The 18,421-nt window shown below is 43.4% G+C and carries 26 protein-coding genes; 8 read left to right on the top strand and 18 right to left on the bottom strand.

The genetic code is table 11. The annotated features are described in order from the left end of the window. Positions 1 to 63: 63 nt before the first annotated feature. The 3 genes from KFE98_01215 to KFE98_01205 are packed head-to-tail and all read right to left on the bottom strand — an operon-like array spanning position 64 to position 1,877. Positions 64 to 774, bottom strand: coding sequence for a GNAT family N-acetyltransferase (locus KFE98_01215; GenBank protein UTW62806.1), 711 nt, complete (start codon positions 772 to 774; stop codon positions 64 to 66). Continuing rightward, positions 771 to 1,220 (bottom strand): DMT family transporter, encoded by a 450-nt coding sequence (locus tag KFE98_01210; GenBank protein UTW62805.1) that lies wholly within the window; start codon positions 1,218 to 1,220, stop codon positions 771 to 773. Before KFE98_01210 ends, KFE98_01215 begins: the two co-directional genes overlap by 4 nt. Before the next feature lie 60 nt (positions 1,221 to 1,280). Continuing rightward, positions 1,281 to 1,877, bottom strand: a complete 597-nt coding sequence (locus KFE98_01205; GenBank protein ID UTW62804.1) for a Crp/Fnr family transcriptional regulator — start codon at positions 1,875 to 1,877, stop codon at positions 1,281 to 1,283. A gap of 160 nt (positions 1,878 to 2,037) precedes the next feature. On the opposite strand from KFE98_01205, the gene KFE98_01200 reads away from it, so the two are divergent. Continuing rightward, the gene (locus tag KFE98_01200; GenBank protein UTW62803.1) at positions 2,038 to 2,760 is read left to right on the top strand and encodes a DUF4386 domain-containing protein; all 723 of its coding nucleotides are present in this window, start codon (positions 2,038 to 2,040) and stop codon (positions 2,758 to 2,760) included. Here KFE98_01200 and KFE98_01195 read toward each other — a convergent pair. The 5 genes from KFE98_01195 to KFE98_01175 form a co-directional block, all read right to left on the bottom strand. Continuing rightward, complete coding sequence (locus tag KFE98_01195) at positions 2,757 to 3,347, bottom strand: Crp/Fnr family transcriptional regulator (protein ID UTW62802.1); 591 nt, start codon at positions 3,345 to 3,347, stop codon at positions 2,757 to 2,759. The genes KFE98_01200 and KFE98_01195 overlap by 4 nt on opposite strands. A 141-nt stretch (positions 3,348 to 3,488) precedes the next feature. Continuing rightward, on the bottom strand, positions 3,489 to 3,899 hold the full coding sequence (locus tag KFE98_01190; GenBank protein ID UTW62801.1) for a DUF393 domain-containing protein: 411 nt from the start codon (positions 3,897 to 3,899) through the stop codon (positions 3,489 to 3,491). Between the two features lie 4 nt (positions 3,900 to 3,903). Continuing rightward, entirely contained in the window at positions 3,904 to 4,671 is a 768-nt protein-coding gene (locus KFE98_01185) for a hypothetical protein (protein ID UTW62800.1), read from the bottom strand. 54 nt (positions 4,672 to 4,725) lie between these two features. Then, positions 4,726 to 5,163: a hypothetical protein gene (locus tag KFE98_01180; GenBank protein UTW62799.1), complete on the bottom strand. Its 438-nt coding sequence runs from the start codon at positions 5,161 to 5,163 to the stop codon at positions 4,726 to 4,728. Positions 5,164 to 5,166: 3 nt separating this feature from the next. Continuing rightward, positions 5,167 to 5,442, bottom strand: coding sequence for a hypothetical protein (locus KFE98_01175; GenBank protein UTW62798.1), 276 nt, complete (start codon positions 5,440 to 5,442; stop codon positions 5,167 to 5,169). A 279-nt stretch (positions 5,443 to 5,721) separates the two neighbouring features. On the opposite strand from KFE98_01175, the gene KFE98_01170 reads away from it, so the two are divergent. From KFE98_01170 to KFE98_01150, 5 genes are all read left to right on the top strand, one after another. Further along, on the top strand, positions 5,722 to 6,273 hold the full coding sequence (locus KFE98_01170) for a hypothetical protein (protein UTW62797.1): 552 nt from the start codon (positions 5,722 to 5,724) through the stop codon (positions 6,271 to 6,273). Between the two features lie 213 nt (positions 6,274 to 6,486). Then, positions 6,487 to 7,050, top strand: coding sequence for a hypothetical protein (locus KFE98_01165; GenBank protein ID UTW62796.1), 564 nt, complete (start codon positions 6,487 to 6,489; stop codon positions 7,048 to 7,050). A gap of 10 nt (positions 7,051 to 7,060) precedes the next feature. Continuing rightward, entirely contained in the window at positions 7,061 to 7,696 is a 636-nt protein-coding gene (locus KFE98_01160; protein UTW62795.1) for a hypothetical protein, read from the top strand. Further along, complete coding sequence (locus KFE98_01155; protein ID UTW62794.1) at positions 7,669 to 8,457, top strand: hypothetical protein; 789 nt, start codon at positions 7,669 to 7,671, stop codon at positions 8,455 to 8,457. Before KFE98_01160 ends, KFE98_01155 begins: the two co-directional genes overlap by 28 nt. Positions 8,458 to 8,478: 21 nt before the next feature. Then, positions 8,479 to 9,150, top strand: a complete 672-nt coding sequence (locus KFE98_01150; GenBank protein ID UTW62793.1) for a response regulator transcription factor — start codon at positions 8,479 to 8,481, stop codon at positions 9,148 to 9,150. Here the strand turns inward: KFE98_01150 and KFE98_01145 are convergent. From KFE98_01145 to KFE98_01105, 9 genes are all read right to left on the bottom strand, one after another. After that, positions 9,147 to 9,545 carry a hypothetical protein gene (locus tag KFE98_01145; protein UTW62792.1) on the bottom strand — a complete coding sequence of 133 codons (399 nt, stop codon included), beginning with the start codon at positions 9,543 to 9,545 and terminating at the stop codon, positions 9,147 to 9,149. The genes KFE98_01150 and KFE98_01145 overlap by 4 nt on opposite strands. Before the next feature lie 24 nt (positions 9,546 to 9,569). Then, positions 9,570 to 10,442 (bottom strand): tetratricopeptide repeat protein, encoded by an 873-nt coding sequence (locus tag KFE98_01140; protein UTW62791.1) that lies wholly within the window; start codon positions 10,440 to 10,442, stop codon positions 9,570 to 9,572. A 42-nt stretch (positions 10,443 to 10,484) separates the two neighbouring features. Continuing rightward, positions 10,485 to 11,348 (bottom strand): tetratricopeptide repeat protein, encoded by an 864-nt coding sequence (locus KFE98_01135; GenBank protein UTW62790.1) that lies wholly within the window; start codon positions 11,346 to 11,348, stop codon positions 10,485 to 10,487. 70 nt (positions 11,349 to 11,418) lie between these two features. Further along, on the bottom strand, positions 11,419 to 12,078 hold the full coding sequence (locus KFE98_01130) for a hypothetical protein (GenBank protein ID UTW62789.1): 660 nt from the start codon (positions 12,076 to 12,078) through the stop codon (positions 11,419 to 11,421). Between the two features lie 56 nt (positions 12,079 to 12,134). After that, positions 12,135 to 12,593, bottom strand: a complete 459-nt coding sequence (locus tag KFE98_01125) for a hypothetical protein (protein ID UTW62788.1) — start codon at positions 12,591 to 12,593, stop codon at positions 12,135 to 12,137. A 157-nt stretch (positions 12,594 to 12,750) separates the two neighbouring features. After that, positions 12,751 to 13,194, bottom strand: coding sequence for a MarR family transcriptional regulator (locus KFE98_01120; GenBank protein ID UTW62787.1), 444 nt, complete (start codon positions 13,192 to 13,194; stop codon positions 12,751 to 12,753). 23 nt (positions 13,195 to 13,217) lie between these two features. After that, positions 13,218 to 13,718 carry a glutathione peroxidase gene (locus KFE98_01115; protein ID UTW62786.1) on the bottom strand — a complete coding sequence of 167 codons (501 nt, stop codon included), beginning with the start codon at positions 13,716 to 13,718 and terminating at the stop codon, positions 13,218 to 13,220. Between the two features lie 103 nt (positions 13,719 to 13,821). After that, positions 13,822 to 14,313 (bottom strand): GNAT family N-acetyltransferase, encoded by a 492-nt coding sequence (locus tag KFE98_01110; protein ID UTW62785.1) that lies wholly within the window; start codon positions 14,311 to 14,313, stop codon positions 13,822 to 13,824. Between the two features lie 179 nt (positions 14,314 to 14,492). Continuing rightward, positions 14,493 to 14,990 (bottom strand): ClbS/DfsB family four-helix bundle protein, encoded by a 498-nt coding sequence (locus KFE98_01105; GenBank protein UTW62784.1) that lies wholly within the window; start codon positions 14,988 to 14,990, stop codon positions 14,493 to 14,495. A 181-nt stretch (positions 14,991 to 15,171) separates the two neighbouring features. Here KFE98_01105 and KFE98_01100 point away from each other — a divergent pair, with 181 nt between their 5' ends. Next, positions 15,172 to 15,708: an RNA polymerase sigma factor gene (locus tag KFE98_01100; GenBank protein ID UTW62783.1), complete on the top strand. Its 537-nt coding sequence runs from the start codon at positions 15,172 to 15,174 to the stop codon at positions 15,706 to 15,708. Beyond that, the gene (locus KFE98_01095) at positions 15,698 to 17,092 is read left to right on the top strand and encodes an SUMF1/EgtB/PvdO family nonheme iron enzyme (GenBank protein UTW62782.1); all 1,395 of its coding nucleotides are present in this window, start codon (positions 15,698 to 15,700) and stop codon (positions 17,090 to 17,092) included. The genes KFE98_01100 and KFE98_01095 overlap by 11 nt, the downstream gene beginning before the upstream one ends. Here the strand turns inward: KFE98_01095 and KFE98_01090 are convergent. Continuing rightward, entirely contained in the window at positions 17,070 to 18,176 is a 1,107-nt protein-coding gene (locus KFE98_01090; GenBank protein UTW62781.1) for a DUF2652 domain-containing protein, read from the bottom strand. The two genes, KFE98_01095 and KFE98_01090, sit on opposite strands and share 23 nt — an antisense overlap. Between the last annotated feature and the right edge of the window lie 245 nt (positions 18,177 to 18,421).

The raw sequence follows: 18,421 nt of genomic DNA, 5'->3' as shown, positions 1-18,421 counted from the left end.
AACCAAGATATCATTTTTGAGTCATCCGCTCATTTTCTTCTGTCTTCCAAGTCAAACAAGTGATTAGTCAATACGTCTCAAATTCTGCCAGGTAAAATCATAGAGGAATCCCATTTGTAAATACAATTCCTTGGCCTTTTCAGAGGCTTGAAGCATGGCCCATTTACTTCCCGATTCGAGGGCTTTGTTCAAAATTAAGTGCATGGCTTCCCGAGCAATTCCCAACCGACGTTTCGCCGGGATGATTCCCAGACAATGGATTCCGCTCACTTCGCCCGTTTTAAAATGCATGACCGTTCCTGCTAGTTCCCCTTCCGTCATAACGAGGTAGCTATGAGCCCAATTTCGAATTTGAAAAACGACCCAGTCCGGAATTTGATAGCCAAAAGAATCTTCAAATGCCTGACTCCAAAGCGCAGCCTGATCCTCGGTTGTTACTGCTTCTAAAGTAACTCGGGAAGAATGGGGAAAAGGACTTGAAAGACCAAGACTCATTCCGGTTTGTTCAGATGCGAGTTGCAGTTGCCGGGGGATTGTAGAATTTTGCGGTTTGACCCTGGAATAAACCCATCCAGGATGGCTTTCGAGTTCGGCCAAAACTTGATCCATGTGATCCTCCGACGCTTCCAAATCGACCCAAACTTTGTTGGGCCAGGCTGAATTTGGAATGTGTGCCCGATGAACCGGTTCGGATTGGCCATATCCTTGATAAGCTTCGCTTGCTAAACGCCAAAGGGTGGTTAAGTTCTTTAGATTGAGTGCCGTACAATTCATTTCCAATTAATTAAAATGATTCCCAGGAGCAAGGCAATCGCTCCTGCAATTTTTATGGGATTAAGAGGTTCTGCTGGTAAGTTGAGCCAGCCCCAGTTTCCAGCTGCCAGAGAAAAAAGCAGTTGACCGCAGAGGCCAAACGTGATCATTCGTGAAATACCAAGTTGAGGTATGGTATAGAAATAGAGAGAGATTCCCGTGAGGCTAAAGAGTCCACCTAAAAACCAGAGATACCAGGGTATGGTGGCGATGGGAAAGGTAGACCATTCCATTCTATTTCCGGCAAGTAAATAGACCAATCCACCTACCACACTAACTAAGGAAGTAACGACCACCGCGGCAACCGGCTGCTTGAGCAAGGAACCCAATTGGGCGTTAAAGCCTGCCTGAATAGCGAGGAAAACTCCTCCACTAAATGCCATTCCATAGATCAACCAGATTTTCATAAAGCAAAGGTGCGGGAGGAAAAAACGAATTGCCTTTACCTATGTTGAGAGATGAAAATATTACCGTTTTTTTCGAATCCGACTCAATTGAGTAGGAGTGATGCCCAGGTGTGAAGCAATGTAATGAAGGGGCACCCGATTTTCAATTCCCGGATGTTTTTGGAGAAAGTCTGCATAGCGTTGCCCGGCATCCAGAAGCACCATTTCTACTTCTCTTTTCTCTTTCTGAATAACCCAGTTTTGTTCCAAGTAGGCGACGTAGAAGTTTTTAAGATCCAGTTGAGTTTCCATCAGTTCCCGGTAACCGCGGTAGGAGATTTGAAGGAGTTGACAAGGTTGAATGGTTTCCAGCCCAAAATCGGAGGGTTCTTGTTTGATGGCGGATACCGTAGAGCCAACGAAATCACCCTCCAGAAAAATGTTTTTGTGATAGGCCTGTCCCTCATCGCCCAGGTAATAGGAAACCACTGCGCCTTCAACAAGAATGTAGAGGTAACGAGAGGTTGCTCCAATGTTTAGCAAAGAGGTGCCCTTTTTTACCGAGATGGGTTGGCACAAACTCAAGAGGGCGTCAACGGTAGATTCCTCCAGTGGTGAGTACCGACCAAAGACTTCCTGAAGATATTGTTTCCATTGACCTGGTTCCGTAGAGTGCATGTTTCAGTCCTTCATTTCCAACAGATGCTGCTCAAAGAAAGACAATTTGAATAATGGGGCAATTAAAGCCAAGCGGATAAAACGATCTTAACCGAAGTCAATGAAATTGGAAATCGACTCCTTCAATTTTGCCCGAAATAGTAATGCTTAAATACTTGTCATGAGAAAAAATGAAATTTCGGTATCCAGTAAAAAACTCGGTCGATGGACCGGCTTCTTTTATTTCCTCATCATCTTTTGTGGGTTATACAGCGGTTTGTTTGTCCGTGAAGCCTTGATTGATTATTCAGATCCATCAGGTACTCTAACGAACCTTATTGAGCAAGAATCTACGTTTCGAATGGGTTTTCTTGCTGATTTGGTAATGGTCATTTGTGATGTAATGGTGGCCGTCCTATTTTACTATTTGTTGCGATTCGTTCATGGAGGAATTGCCTTGTTGGCCATGGTGTTTAGGTTGATCCAGGCGGCCATTCTCGGTGCTAATTTGATTCAGTTGTACAAGCCGCTCCTTCTCATTCAAGGGCATGGTGAAATGGCGGACAACCAGCTTGTTCAGCTGGGGCATGAAGTTCTACAGCAAATGCAACTATTCGAATACGGTTACTTGATTTCCGGAGTATTCTTCTCCGTGAATTGTTTGCTCATGGGTTTTTTACTTTTTCGATCCAAGCAGTTTCCGAAGGTGTTTGGTTGGATGATCACTACGGCCTCCTTTGGATATTTGTTCAATTGCCTCGCCAGTTTTGGGGCGCCATCGCTAATAGAGATTAGCCAGATAATTATGTTCTTTACGGCAGTTGTATCCGAGGTTTCGCTCTGTTTTTACCTGTTGATAGCAGGTGGGAAGGCTGGTGCGAAGTTGGATTTGAGTTTGGGTTAATCTGATTTGTGGCCTTTTTGGGCAATTCGCTTTCGAATACGGCTGAGCGATTCTGGCTTAACACCGAGGTAGGTGGCCAGGTGATATTGAGGAATTCTTTGCAAGAGTTCGGGACGGTTTTTTTGTAACAACAGGTATCGTTCTTCCGGAGTTTTCGTGAGGTAATTTTGCAGCAGATCTTGTTGCTTGGCATATTCCTCTTCCATACTTGTTCGGCAGAGCGCTTCCATTTTTGGGAGCTTTTGGTAGAGTTCCCGTTCCCTGTCAAAGTGCAACACAGCCAGTACGGAATCCTCCACACAGGTCAAAAAGTGGTGTGCCGGGGTTTGCGACAGATAGCTGGCCAATGGGGCAATCGAATCCTCTTCCAAATAGAAGCCCGTTGTCCTTTCTTCCCCATTCACAATATGGTAAGACCGAACACAACCCTGGATAACAAAGTAGCAATTCCGGGCAATCTGCCCTTCTCGAAGCAGCACTTCACCCGCCTTAAAGGATTTGATCGGAATGCAACGATCCACCAGTTGGGCCTCCTCTCGAGAAAGAGCCAGATTAGGAAGAATGCTATCCGAGATTTTTAGATCCATCTATTTGCTTGGGTTGGGATACAAATTTAGGGATGTGGGGTAATTGTGGGGTATCGGGGGAATTCCTGTTGCCCAAATTCGGTCAGGTTAGATTTTTATCAGTCGAGTCTAAGTTGTACTAAGAAGAAAAACTCCCCCAATTCAATCCATAAAAAGACGTCTCGTTTCGGCAGTAGGTAGAGAGCAGGAGTCCTTTTTCCCTAAAATTAAATACCGGTTTCTTGAAACCAGCGAATACAGAAAATCTCGAAGAAAAAGAGGGAGAATAAACTTGATTGGGTACAAACCGCGCCAGGGAAAACCAAGGTCTTTACATAATTCCAAAACGGCATTCGATTTTAGATAAACCTGGTTGTTTTTAAGGTAAACGAAGGTTTGGTAATTCTCCAGGGGAAGGTTGTGCCGATTGGAAATTTCTCTTCCCGTTGCTGACTGCAAAGAGGCGTAGCGCAATATTCGTTGCCGATCTCTTCGAATGATAAATTGGATCGTAGCGTCGCAGAAATGGCAAACTCCATCAAACAAAATCAATCGATCTGGGCAAGAGTTCATGACCTCAGTAACTGAAGATGAAGGAATGTAGAATTAATACCCCTGGGTAGGTCATGGGGAAGGTTACCAAAAAGTCATTCAAGCCCATGAGCAAGGCCGTAGCCAAGTGAAAGCAAAACATCCCCATTAATGCCACAAGCAAAGGTTCGGGCTGGGGGATGAAGAAGCAGACCGGTACTGCCAACATAGTTAAAATGGCTCCGTAAGAGGCGATTTTTTCCAATACAGGATGATTTTTTAGAAACGGTTTGACCCCTGGAACTCCAAATGAGTAGGTCCCCAAAATATCGGCCAATACATTTCCTTTTCTCCAGTGGGTAGAGGCTACTTTGGCCAGGCCTGACGTGGTATAGGCAATCAAAGCTTGTACGCCCAAAAAAACAACGGCGATGAGTTGACCCGTTTCGAAGTCAATTAGCAGGCAAAAACTGAGAGCGAGGTAGGACAATACACGAATTTGATCAGCTCCATCCTTGCCAATTTTTCTTTTGAGGTAGGTAACGAGCAAAGTGATGGTCGTTAAGACCAGAAACAGTTTGAATAGAAGGAGTTGATCGCCTAAAAAGAAGGCTCCTGTGAGCACGGAAAAAAGAAGGGTCAAGCCATTTAATATCCGCCATTTGAGTAGTTTGTTTTTAGACGCCAGGCTCGGGTAAACAAAATCTAAGTAGAGGGAGGAAATGCCTATTAATTCTAACCGGGAAAGGGTGGTGGAAAGAATCAAAAATCCTAAGGTTAGGGTATAGGCCCATTGTAGGGTTAAAAAGTCCATATCAAATGATTTGTTCGAATGAGGTAAAGGAAACTTTGTCCAGTGAGATCTGATTTATGCCCTGGGAGTTGACGATGGCAAACTGGACCTTTTTCTGGGGGATGGACTCCTCAATACCTTAGCCACCACACTCAACAGGTTTAAGTAATGGATAGATAATTGGATCAGGTTTTTATCCTTTAGCAGGCTGTATTCTTTGTGCACCGCTTGACAGGAATCGATGAATCCTTTGTTGTAGTACTTAAAAGGGTTCCACAAAAAACGAAAAAGGTAGAATTTCTGATACATCGGTACTTCCTCCCATTCCTTCCGGTCTTTTACCCTGTATACAATTCGAAAGTCGTTTGATATGGGTTTAGGAGCAAAAAATGAATAGTTAGGTAGCAGTCCCAGTGGATCGTATTTCAGAAGAACTTTCTGAATAGGTTTTATCTGATAAAGAATGCTTGCTATGGAAAACATAGCAAGCATTGTGATTACAAAAGCAATCATGATTTAAGCATATTTTTTTCTAAGCTTTTTAAGCTCATTCAAAGACAGTTTTCCGGCAGGAATGCTCTTGAACATTGCTTTGAGATTTTCTGTTGGAACGCGCTCCAAACCGAAGACCGAAGCACTAGCATCAACATCAACGTCAAACGCTTTTTCAACAGCAACTTCTGATCCGACGCTAATGCTGGCACTGATAAAGTCTGCATTTACAGGCTTGTCCTCTTGTTGGGCGATGATTAAATCGATGATCGCCAGTTCTGATTTCGATAATTTTGACATGGAATTAATTATAAACTTCCTACTCTGTTTAGTAAAGGCTTTTCGGATTTCGCCTCCTGCAATCCTGGCAGGGACAGGTTAAGAGCTCTTGACGATCAAAGTTGGAGCGTGCCGGTGGGCTTGGTGAGAAGAAATATGACCGAATAGCAAAACAGGTATTTCTACTTGTTTTTCTTGTTGACTTGATTGATTATGATTGTTTTTACTTCATTTTCAATACGTTGTAATGATGGTATTGATATGATTGTGATTCAATTAATAACTCTTAAATCACTTATCATGAAAATTCGATTCTTATTTTTTGCAGGAGCTATATTAATCGGTGTAAACCTTCAAGCTCAGAAAAACCATCCCTACCATTTTTTTAACAAGGGTAATATGGGTTTGTCTCAAGGTGATCAACCTTCAGACTGTCCAGGCGATTCGGCCAATCCCATATTCGTAGTGCCACCCTCAACGGCCATTCCAAGCATTGCTAACTATGGTGAGTTAGTGGGCGAAAAATGCCCAAAGGATGTGATAAACGATGTTCCTAAGTATTGGAATGTTTGTGTTGAAAAGCTGAGGTACTTGACCCAATTCGATGATATCCATGTATACATTGGAATCAACAATCAGGATGAGTCACATCTGTATCTTGTTGGGGTTAACGATGGAGAAGAGGACTTGCATAGCATTGTAAATTTGATCGAACCCTGCCCGCATAGTTGCGATACGGTTTCGAGTAGCCTTACCGAGGCCTTTTGTTCGGGGATTTTAGAAGGTTTGACGCTAAGACGGTTGGAAGGGGATTCTTCTTCCACGATGCTTTACTTTCCATGTGACGAGTAGAGAATTGATCCTGGCCTAAACTTTTAAATAACAAAGCCGGATAAGCGCTTGGAAAAATTCCTGATTAAATAGGACCAATTAGCAAAACAGGTAGAAATACTTGTTTTTTAAAAAAATGAAATGAGATATACTGGTTTTTGCTGGATATCAAGAATTTGAAGGGTCAAATTTGTTAGGATTGCGGAATTATTAACTGCTTTAAAACTATCAATTATGTCAACTAAGCTATCTGTTTTTATTCTTTGTTTTTTTATTTCAAGCCAGGTTCAATCTCAAATAATATGGCCTGGCCATTTTTCATTTGGGGGAGATCATTTTCCCTGTAATTGTTATCCGGATCTCGAAAATAAATCCGTCCTTTCTCCAACCTGTGCGAGTCAATCTATTGAAAGTTTTGGTTACTTGATGGGCGCCAATGTTCCTAAAGAACACACTTGTCAGGTGGCGAGGTATTGGAGTATTGATTCCGAAAAACTTGTACAGTTTAGCAATTACGATTCCATTCACTGCTACATCGGAATGTCTCCAGACAGTAGTCTCCATTTGTTATTGGTTGGAGTGGATTCCAATAACAGGGAGGATACAACTAAAATCGTGGATTTGATTGAACCTTGCCCTCATGCCTGTGATACCGTAAACAGTGTTCTTAGTACATCTTTTTGTAACGGATATTGGAATGGCTGGAACAATCGTACCTCGGCCAATGAGATAGGCCATCCAAACAACTGCAATCAGTGTGATGTGGCGGATGGGGTAAATGACACTTCAAGCAAATAACAGGTATTCGATGAATTGGTTACCTCTTCCTTTTATTCCTTTAATTCTGGCATGTATACTGGCCTTGATCCACTTTCGCAGGCAGAATAGGGTCTGGAAATGGTTTTCTACCTATTTGTTTTTTTCTCTGGTGGTGCAGATCACGGCTTCCATTCTTACCCGATTTGCCATTAACAACCTGGTTTTATCTCACCTCTTAACCTGGATCACACCGTTGTGGTTAGCCGGTTTTTACTACCAGCTTTTCAGGATGTATATACCAGGTGCATTTCTCTGGGTACCGGCTGGGGTGGTAGGACTTTTGAGTATTTACAATTCCATATTCATTCAGGATATATTTACTTTCAATTCCTATTCCCTGACCCTACTTTCTGTTTTCCTATTGATATTGTCTTTATCAACCTTTATTGTGTTGCTTGAGAAGGATATTAATGCTGAAACAGCTGGTTTGAATTGGGTGAATTCCGGCTTGTTTCTTTACCACGCATCCAATCTGGTCTTTTTTTATTTTGGTGACTATTTGATGAATGCCTGGATGACCCTGAGCTTGTTTCGACAAGCCTGGTTGCCGCATACATTTTTCTCATTTACGATGTATTCATTATTTGTCGTTGGACTATGGAGGAGCAGCAGACGCTTGAATTGATTCACACTTTAACCCTGTTTGGGATTATTGTTTTTGTTATTGCCTTGGGAGTGGTAGTGCTTAACTATCAGTTCCGAAAGAGCCTATTCAAACAAAAGCTACGGCAGGAAGAATTGAAATCAAAACATCGTAAAGAGTTGCTGAAGAACTCCTTGGAAGCACAGGAAAAGGAACGAGAGAGACTTTCGGAAGACCTGCACGATGAATTGGGTGCAGCCCTGGCGATTAGTAAAATGCGCTTACAGCAATTGGAGAAGAAGGTGCCTCAGGAGTTGGAAGAAATTGCTGGAATTCGGGAGGCGGTGGAACATGCTCTGGAATCCAGCAGGCGCATCAGCCATGAGTTAATGCCTCCACACTTTGCTCGAATGGGGTTGGAAACAGCCTTGCTTTCGAGAATTGATCAGGTGGAAAAAGCATCTGGCTTAAACGTGGAGGCGGCCCTGGCGCCAGGATTAATAGAACTGCCCACCGAAATGCAACTTTCGGTCTACCGGGTTTTTTCCGAACTCATTCACAATTCCATCAAACATGCCAAGGCATTTCGGGTGGAGATTAGCCTGATAAAGGATCAGCAAAAGCTCTTTGGACGTTACTCTGACGATGGCAAAGGCTTGTCTGAAGATTACCAGAAAGATGGCCTGGGTTTAAAAAACATGGAGGGCCGGATCAGTGCCTGGTCTGGAACCCTGGAATACGGGAATCAGGAATCCGGAGGATTTTTTCTCCGGTTTCAAATTCCCCTCGATAACTTGAACTAAACACTCTAATCTTAAATTATAATGAACAAGCAAATTAAAGTTGGAATAGTAGAGGATCAGCGACTTTTTAGAGAAGGAATGCGGTCCATTTTAAATGGTTGGTACGACACTCGATTGATGTTTGAATCACCCGATGGGTATTCGCTTTTGGATCGACTTCGCGAAGCGGAAAACGTACCCGAAGTGATGTTGGTGGACTTAACCCTTCCTATGCACAATCATGAAGAATACAATGGATGGAGAGTGGTGCGGGATCTGAAAGAAAACTACCCGCAAATCAAAATTCTGATTCTATCCGTTCATCAGGACCCTTATCTTATCGCTCAATTAATTAAGGAAGGAGCGGATGGCTACCTGCTCAAGGATGGAGATGCCGAGGAAGTGCACGAGGCCATTGCTACCGTTACCAGCAGGGGATCCTACATCAATGAACATACGCTCAAGGCCATTCAGGGGAAACTGGGAGGAAAAATTCGAGCGCCCAAAACCCATGACGATCTCACTAGACGTGAAGTAGAGGTGCTAAAATTGGTCTGCCAGCAAATGACTACAAGCGAAATAGCCGAGCATCTATTTATCAGTGAGAAAACGGTCAATGGACATCGAAACAACCTTTTGCAGAAAACAGGATCTCGAAACGTGACCGGATTGGTCATGTATGCCGTTAAGCACAGGTTGATCGATTTTGTTTAATCTCTGTGTAGGGCTAACCTCAAGTAAAGGACAAAAAGCAAAAAGGTGATCGGGGTGGCTATCCAGGTTTCCAGGGATTGAACGGCTATCAGGTTTCCAAGGGTATTCAAAAAGAACAAGCCTGTAAATAGCCAAAGTAGAATTCGCACACCCAATTGGGGAAGGGAGGGGTTAATGTATCCACCTTTGATTGCTGCAACTCCAGCCATCAATAGGTTGATGATGACCGAAATGGATTCAAATGCAATCATTTGTTCCTGGTTTTCCAATCTACCTCCCCACACATATTGAAAGGGAATGACGCCCGACAAGATGAGCCCGTGAAAAATCAGAATAAGGCCGGATAGACCCAATATGATTTGAACGGCTAACTGTATTGGAATACGGTGGAGCATCTTTCAAAGATAAATGGAGCTGAATTATTCGGCAGGCTGATTGCAATAATCCAGTAATTCCTGGATGTAGTCTGTTCCCCAGTACTTCACAAATTCCAGTTTGAGCGCTTTGTCGAGTTGCTTGCAGGCTTGTTTCTTTTCGCCTTTGGCTTTGTGGATGAGTCCAAGGTTGCGGTAAACCCAGGAATTTTCGGGTTCAATTTTTTGGGCATCCAGTACATATTTCTCCGCTTTTTCCAGGTCACCTAATTGCAGGTATACAAACCCCAGATTATTGTGGTTATTGGATATCTCTGGAACTTCTTCGATGAGTTCCAACAGATGAGCTTCGGCGAGCTGATACCTCTGCATTTCGATGTACGTAAAAGCAATGTTCATACGAGTAGACACGTCCTTGTGTTCGTATTCGAGACTTTCCTCGTAATACACAATGGCGCTGTCAAATTTCCCCCATCTTCGGAAACAATCGCCGAGATTATAGTAGGCTATATCTAAATCTTCGCCAGCCTGATTTTCGAGTATACGGATGGCTTCTTTATGATCTTTTATAGCCTTTTCGTAATGACCTAAGAAGGTATTGGAATTTCCTCGACAGGTGAATGCCTCGTAGTCATCCACATTGTGTAACAAGGCCATGTCGAAGTGTTCTATGGCCAAATGGTGTTCAGCGAGGGCAGCATAACAACATCCCATATTCAAGTAAAGTGCATAATTGTATTTACCTACATTCAGGTCAAGGGCCTTTTGGTAGGTTTTTATGGCCTTCAAGTAGTTTTCGTTTTCCGAATATTCCTTGGCTTGCCTGAATAGTTCGATCACTTGGTCATCCTGGGCAAAGCTGGTCAGGTTCAAGATTGAAAAGAGGGCTATAAAAAGCCATTTGAATAGGTTGATCATTTTGATGTAAATTATGGTTTTGTAGATAGTTGATGTGTGCGGTTATTCAGGATTTTGGTTGCAATAATCCAACAGTTCCTGGATATAGTCCGTTCCCCAGTACTTAACAAATTCCAGTTTGAGTGCTTTGTCGAGTTGATTGCAGGCTTGTTTCTTTTCGCCTTTGGCTTTGTAAATGAGTCCAAGGTTTCGGTAGATCCAGGAATTTCCGGGTTCAATTTTTTTGGCATCCAAAACGTGTTTTTCAGCTTTTTCCAAGTCGCCCAACTTTAAGTAGACATAACCCAGGTTGTTGTGGTTGTTAGAGATTTCAGGTACTTCTTTCACCAGTTCTATTAGATGAGCTTCGGCAAGTTCATACTCCTCCATTTCAATGTAGGTAAAGGCAATGTTCATCCGGTTGGAAACACTCTTGTGATCGTATTCGAGGCCTTCTTCATAGTATACAATGGCACTGTCAAATTTGCCCCATTTGCGGTAACAGTCGCCTAAGTTGAAGTAGAGCGTATCCATACCCTGGCTGCCGTCTTCTTCGCGAATTCGCATGGCTCTTTTGATGTCTCTTACAGCTCCCTTGTAACGTCCTAAGTTGGCCTGAGCATTACCCCGGTTGGAATATACCTTGTAGTCGTCCTGCCTTAGAATTGCCGCTTTGTTGTACTGTTCGATGGCTTTGTCGTATTCCGCAATTTGGGAATAACAATACCCCAGGTTCAAGTGTAGCGTGTAGTTGTGCGGCTCCATTTCCAGGGCTTTTTGATAGGAACTAATGGCATTCCCATAATCACCTTTGCTACTGTATTCCAAAGCTTTGGTAAAGAGTTTGGTCAATTTGTCGTAATCGGTTTGGGCCGAAGAGCTAAGGGCCAGCATGAGAACAAACAGAAAGAGAATGGGCTTTTTCATGGATTAGGGTTATCTCTCAAAATTAGTAATCCCTTATGGGACGGCAGAGGGTTGGTGTAGGAAAATCCTGTCATTCTTCTCCACCTTCACCCAATAGGCGAAAAGAAAATCGGTAGCCTTCATATAGGGCTATAGCCCAGAACAAAAAGTCAATGGAAGAAATGGACTCGATCATGATGTCAAATAGCACGGAGAAGCCAAGGAGGTTAAAAGTTTCGGGGTAACTTATTCCTTGTTCATTCGCTATAATTCCAACAATACTCAAAAAACTACCACTTAGAACGCTCAATAGCGAGATGCCTGCGCCAACATATCCAAATAGGGGCTCTATTCCTTTTCCAAATTGTCGCATGGCTATTCCCACCCCGGCCCCAATTGCCAGAGCCATAAAGCCAATTTGGTAACCCGAAACAACGGTTGAAAAACTCCAAATAAGTGCTCCAATTAGGCCAATAAAAGAAGCGGCCAGTGTTCCCATAGGAAGGTTTTGATCCTTGCGCAATTGCTCCATCAGCTCAGCTGTCATTGCCTGTGGTGGTTCCTCTAAGGCAGGTGCGTTACCAGCATCTTCAGGGTTAGGTGTATCTGCGCCTGACTCTTCGCTGAAGGCCAGAAAGGGACATGGAACTTCAGGGGCAGGGCCATTTGTTGACAGGGTCAATCGATATAGATTTTGAGATCGAAAAGGAGTGAATTGACGAAAAAGAGCCAATAGAAGTTCACTGGACATAAGCGGTTTTTTTGATGGGTTAGTAATGTGCCAGGTGGCCTAAAAGTAGACTTTTCTTACGAATCAGAGGCTTTTTGGGAAGAAGCCTCATTGAGTATGGAATCGCGAATAAATTGCTTGAGAATCTCAATTTGATCAGCGCCGAGTTTTTCTCCTTGCTTACCTGCCGCATAGGCGGTTAGCATGAATACTACGGCAACAGGAAAAGCCAGTAAGGTCCAGCTAAAGCGACCGACTACCCACTGCGATACACCATAAGAGGAGATGAAGAAGCCCAGAATGCCTACCGAAAAGTAGATAAACATAAACAGAGTCCATACCGCTGGCCGTGGACCAATGAGCCCAGAAACGATACTCTGATTTTCGTTAAATTCATCTTCCTCTACCCGAAAGTCGAGGTGAGGTGACCAGTAGTGAACTTCGGGTTCAACAATATCAAGAATGATGTGATTGTTGATGATTTTGCCTGAAATATGGGGCGGGGATTTCTCGAGTAAGTCCCTCACCCGGTCCATAACTTCTTCTGGGGTATAGGATACCTCCAGTTTAAAGCGGGGCCTGATATGGGTGATCGATGAGTCTATTTTTCAAGGATTTGGGCTGGAAGGTATTAATAATTTGCAAAACCCCCACTTTTTGACTCAAACCCATTTCCTGAACGGCCTCTTGATTTTAGGTTTTTTGTAACTGCTTTATGAGTGTTCCGAGATCGGCTCTTAGCCGAATTAAATCATCCAAATCTAAAGGACCACCTGCCAATTGTTCCACAAGTTGCCTAGGGATCTCAATGGCCTTCTTTTTCAGCTCCTGACCTTCCTTCGTAAGCTGAACAATGACTTGCCTTTCGTCCTGTTTGGACCGGGTTCGTTTGAGCAAGCCCTGTTTTTCCATTCGCTGGAGTAGCGGAGTAACCGTATTGGTATTAAGAATGAGCTTTTGAGTAATGTCACCCACCGGAATTTCATCTTGCTCCCATAAAATCATCAGCACCAGGTACTGCGGATAGGTGAGTCCCAGCTTATCCAGTAGCGGCTGATAACCTCGGGTTATTAACCGCGAAGCAGCGTATACTGGAAAGCACAACTGGTTCTCCAATTTCAGTGCATCTTCATTCATGGGGCTCTATTTTTTTGTTCTACCTAAACCGTGGCCTTTTGCAAGGTCTGCTTAAGGAATGGTTCCATTTTTTCAGGAGTCGTAGTAGGAGCAAACCGCTTTACCGGATTTCCTTCCGCATCGATCAGAAATTTGGTAAAGTTCCATTTTATCCGGCTTCCCAGTAGCCCTCCACCCAGGTTTTTTTTCAGGTACTTGTAGATGGGGTGAGCATTTTTGCCATTCACGTCAATTTTGGCGAACATGGGAAAGCTTACCCCATAATTGATCATGCATCCTTCTTGAATGGATTTTTCATCACCCGGCTCTTGGTTTGCAAATTGGTTACATGGAAATCCAAGAATCACCAATCCCTGGTCCTGATAGTCCTTGTACAATTTTTCCAAACCTTCAAATTGAGGAGTTAAACCACATTTACTGGCTGTATTGACTACCAATACGGTTTTGCCTTTAAATGCTTCCATTGATACCTTTTCTCCTCCTAAGTTCTGAGCATCAAACTGATAAAATTTCTGATTATCCATGATTTGTTTATTTATGTCGAGGGCAATTAAATCGTTTGCGATACAAATGTAGGTAAATTTATGTCGTGCGCGATATTATTAACGTTTTATTGCAGAATTGAGGTTAAACTTCCAGAGGCAAATCCATTTGCATAGCTCGGTTGTAGTAGTGAAACCCCATCTTTTCAAAGCTCCTTCCAGCTTCCTCGTTGAGGTTCCAATGATTAAGCTGAAGCGATTGGATTCCTTCTTTTCGAGCCAATTCGATAGCAGAATCCATCAATTTTCTGCCCACTTGTTTTCTCCGAAAAGATTCCTGGACATAGATCTGATCGATGTACAAGTTTTTTTGGGCGAAGCGGAATGCAGTCTCCGATCGTTGTTGAATAAAGCAGAGTAAGTATCCAATGGCTTCCTCATTCCAAGTGGCCATAAAGGCAAACCAATGGTATTGAGATAAAAACTGCTCCAACTCTCGTTCAGTGGCTTCCAGGTTGTGAGATTTGAAAACCTTGGGGTAGAGTTGGGCATGGAGATTTTGTAATGGTGCATTCAACCGGGCCAGGGTTTTGTAATCATGAGTTGGAGTTATTTTGAGTGATTCCATCTTGAGCATTGCTAGGCGTTTAACTCAGAAACAGGTTAGGCTGTAGCGGCCGTACCTGGTCTTGGTTAAACTCTAAAAGATTGTCTAATAGTTTTTTAGATGACCTCGAAAATAGCCATTAACCGGGATATCTAAAAACGATAGTTAAAGGGGCACGCTTTAGCCGATGCTTGAGCCTAAGTCGGGCTTCATTTCTTGGCCTTACGAATCAATTTCCAAGCCCAATCGTAGTGACTGGAGGTGGCCGAGATCAAATAAGCGCCGAGAGAGGTGCTTCCAGTCCAGGCATATCGTTTTTTTTCGAATAGCTCTTCGCTCGAATGTGACTCGATGAGATTCACCATTTCCAAGTAAGAGGCTTCGAATCGTTTTCTTACTGCCTCCAGCGAATCGTTTTTGTAGGTTTCCCAAATGGCTCGGTTTAGTTTCGGCACCGTTTTCCAGGTATAACCGGCGGCTGGCATGACTGGTTTTTTGCCCGACATTCCACATTTGTACCAGCCTTTCATCATACCATGCCAATGATCCAGATGGGCCAATACATCTCTGATGTTTCGGTTCATTGTACCGGGAGGAAAATCAGTAAGTTGCTCCTCCGAACTGTAGGAATCGATCAATTGGTTGAGCCGATTGAAGTTCGCTTGGCTTAAGTGAAGAAGTTCATCTTTGGACTTAGGTCTGGGCATTGTTATTTAGTTTGAAGTAACGAATCCTATAAGTAGGTTAAAATTAGAAGATTGCATCGGGGCAAAAAATGATATCCAATAGGTTTGGAACTGCATTGTGTCTCCATTATTAGATTTGAGGAAGGGTTGTCACTTTTTTCCTTTGACCGACACTTACCCAGTAGATACCCGAAAATCAAACATGACTAAAGAGCAAATAAGGCAGCAGGAATTTCTACGGTTGTACCGACCCGTACACGATTCGTTTGAACGATTTTGCCGAGCCAGGGTTTATGGTGACATGGAATATACCGACCTTATCAATGAAACCCTTCTGGTTGCCTTTCAACGTTTTGAAAACCTTCGCTCCAAAGACTCTTTTTTGTCTTTTCTTATCGGCATAAGTGTTCGGCTGTTGTCCAATCGGAATCGGAAAAAGAAGGAAGAGTTACGTGACCTGACTTCTGTAGGACATCTGCTGGTGGATGAGCGCTCCAAAACTGACCGAGATGCCGAAGTATACCTACTTCATCAGGCCTTGGCTCTACTTCCCGATGCTCAAAAAGAATGCCTTATACTGTTTGAAATTACCGGGTTAAAAATCAAGGAAATAGCTACCCTGCAACATAGCTCAGAGGATGCCGTTAAGCAACGGTTGCGAAGAGGTCGAAAAAGGTTGGCTGAAATTCTATCATTTGAGTCCGAATACAAAACCCAGGGAGTGCAACATGGAAAATAAGGAAAACCGCATAAACGAGATGTTCAAATCCGCTCGGGAGCAAGAACCTCAGTTATCTTATGAGGAAGTGAGTAAGCGGTTCATGACGTCGAGAATTTCCACAATTACGGCCTCCAATACCCGGCTGGAATGGCTCACTGGATTGACCTTGGTAGTTTTAGGTGCAGGGTTCTTGAGTTGGACATTCTTCAGTGAAAAGAAAGAACCCCATTATTCGATTTCTTATGCCGCAGAAGAGGCCATTGAGGTAGTAGAGGAGGAGCACGTTATTCGGCGAGAATACTCCGATATTCCGCCCCAATCTCCTTCCCAAATTCAACCCGTTGAGATCACTGAAATGCCAGTAGCCAAAGATCTCGAGCCGGTTCAAAAGCTTCAATGGCAACCTGAATTTTTACCCGAAAAAGAGCTTCAGGCGGAGAAACCGAAACAACCAGGAGAGGAACTTCCCGAGATCTATCCTTTCCCTAAACTCACTCCTGAAGAAAAAGAGGAAAACCAGAAGAATAAGGCGAAAATGCTCAAGCATTTTACCAAAGGAAGGAACTACCAAAAACACGGGTTGGCTGAAAGTATAGATGAGAAGAAATACGTGACTATTCCGGCTGGTGAAATGGAATGGGGAGATGGAACCCTCCAAATGGAATCCTACCGCATGCAGTATACCGAAGTAAGTGTATTGGAATACCGCACCTTCCTGTTCGATCTTCTGATTCAAGATAGAAAGGACGAATTTCTGTTAGCTAAACCCGATCAAAATCAATGGGTAAATAGATTAGGAAAATGGGCCGAACCCATGACCAACCTTTATTTTTCGCATGAGGCCTACGACAATTACCCTATCAATAATATTTCCCGGGAAGGAGCAGAACTCTATTGTGAATGGCTGAATGAGGAAATCCAAAAACGGTATCAGATCGAAACCCATCCGGTGAGGTTGCCTACTCAGGAGGAGTGGATATATGCGGCTTCAGCTGGAGGTGCTCAATTTCCATATCCCTGGGGTGGCCCTTATTGCAGAAATGCGAAGGGGTGTTACCTCGCCAATTTCAAACCTGGACCAGACACCAGTGCTGAGTGCGTTGGAGCGCAGACCCTTGACGGGATCTATACCGATTCCTTGGAGGTAGATTCTTACAGCGCTGACGGGGGATTTTTTACCGTTCCCGTTCAGAGTTATGCTCCCAATCAGTTTGGTCTCTATTGTATGAGTGGAAATGTAGCTGAAATGGTATACTTCGGATCAGATCGGTCTCAAGTAGGGACCAAAGGAGGAAGTTGGGGCGATGATTCCCAGTTCATTCAAATTAATGGAAAAGATCCTTATCGCGGAAAGACGGAAGCAAGTCTATTTGTGGGATTCAGGGTGTTGGTGAAACCTTAACCTGAGCAGCCTTTTGTTGTTTGACAAAATCGAGCAGTTGTCCCAGGACTTTGTGCAGATTTCGGTCAAATATTCGCTTCATTATCAAGGACCAAATCAGCTTTTGAAAAACACCTGTTCGAACAAATATTTCAGATTCCAGCGTGCAAGAGTGGTCATTTCTTGGGGTCACAATAAAGAATTGATACAGCTCGCGAAGGAATGGAGCAGTTGAGGTTAATTCTCCGTAAACCAATTGCCCAGGCTCTCCTTCTTTAACCACCGTCACAAAATTCAGGTGCTTATCATTGATCACACAGACATGCTCTGAACCTACTCGGGTAACGGTGTTTTCATTGAATTCATAACGGTCCACTCCATCTGCCCACAAATAGCGGTAGTTGTAATTGGTAATGTACTCAAACAACTCGGCTGCTGGCACAGGAAAATCCAACTTGATTTTGAGATTCGGGGCATCATCAAAATGCGTTTTTTGAACCTGTCGAAAGGGTTGAAGTTTAAGTTCTTCTTTGGCAATTTTAGAGTAGAGGTAGGGAAGTTCATTGCCGTCGTAGGTGTCACTTCCCGAGGCAAAATCAAAAAGCCGGCTGCGGTAATTTTCAGGAAGATTTAGCTCATCCGTTAAATCCTTACTGAGCAGAACATAGTTGTTGCTGTCAACCGAATTTTTGAGCAGACGATGGACCTGAATCACCGCTGGGCCAAAAGGCTTTCGTTTTCCTTGTAATTCCAAAAACTGGATGGGGCCACAATGTGCAACAATCTTCAGCTGTAGATTAGGAGCAGTAGCGCAGGCATTACACGGACAAATTCGGTTGGTTTCTAACAGTTTTAAGTGGCTGTAGAAAGCGCTGAAAATTCGCTCCACTTGAGCCAGGAGCATCTCCATAGAGGGGAGGGGAGCTTCCCGGTAAAAGAAGAGAGCATCTCCCTCTACTTCGGCCAATTGCAAATCGAGCGAATTGGCCTCCATCATGACCTCCAAAAGTTCAGCAATTACATGCTGACTGTGTTCCACTTCAGTGGTCTGCACGAACTCGGTGTAACCCGAGATATCCGGTAAAAAGAGTAAGGAATGACTCATTTGTTCAACTAAAGGCCCCTAAGTCCATTTCACGATTATAGGTGGAAATTGCAGTTCCGTTCCTAAACTACAAATTCGAAGATAAGAAACCCGAAAAGTTTGAAATGTCGGCAGGGGATGGATTTAGGTTTTATTGACAATTCGCCCCATTGATTCGCAAAAATTACCTGATAAAAAGTAGGACAAACGTTTGATTTAAATCCTGGAAATTATATCTTGTACTTCTTGAAAATTAACTAATTAAC

Source organism: bacterium SCSIO 12741 (genome assembly GCA_024398055.1).
Lineage (GTDB): Bacteria > Bacteroidota > Bacteroidia > Flavobacteriales_G > Salibacteraceae > SCSIO-12741.
Note: the sequence above shows the minus strand (reverse complement) of the source record. Positions and strands in the feature narration are given on the sequence as shown.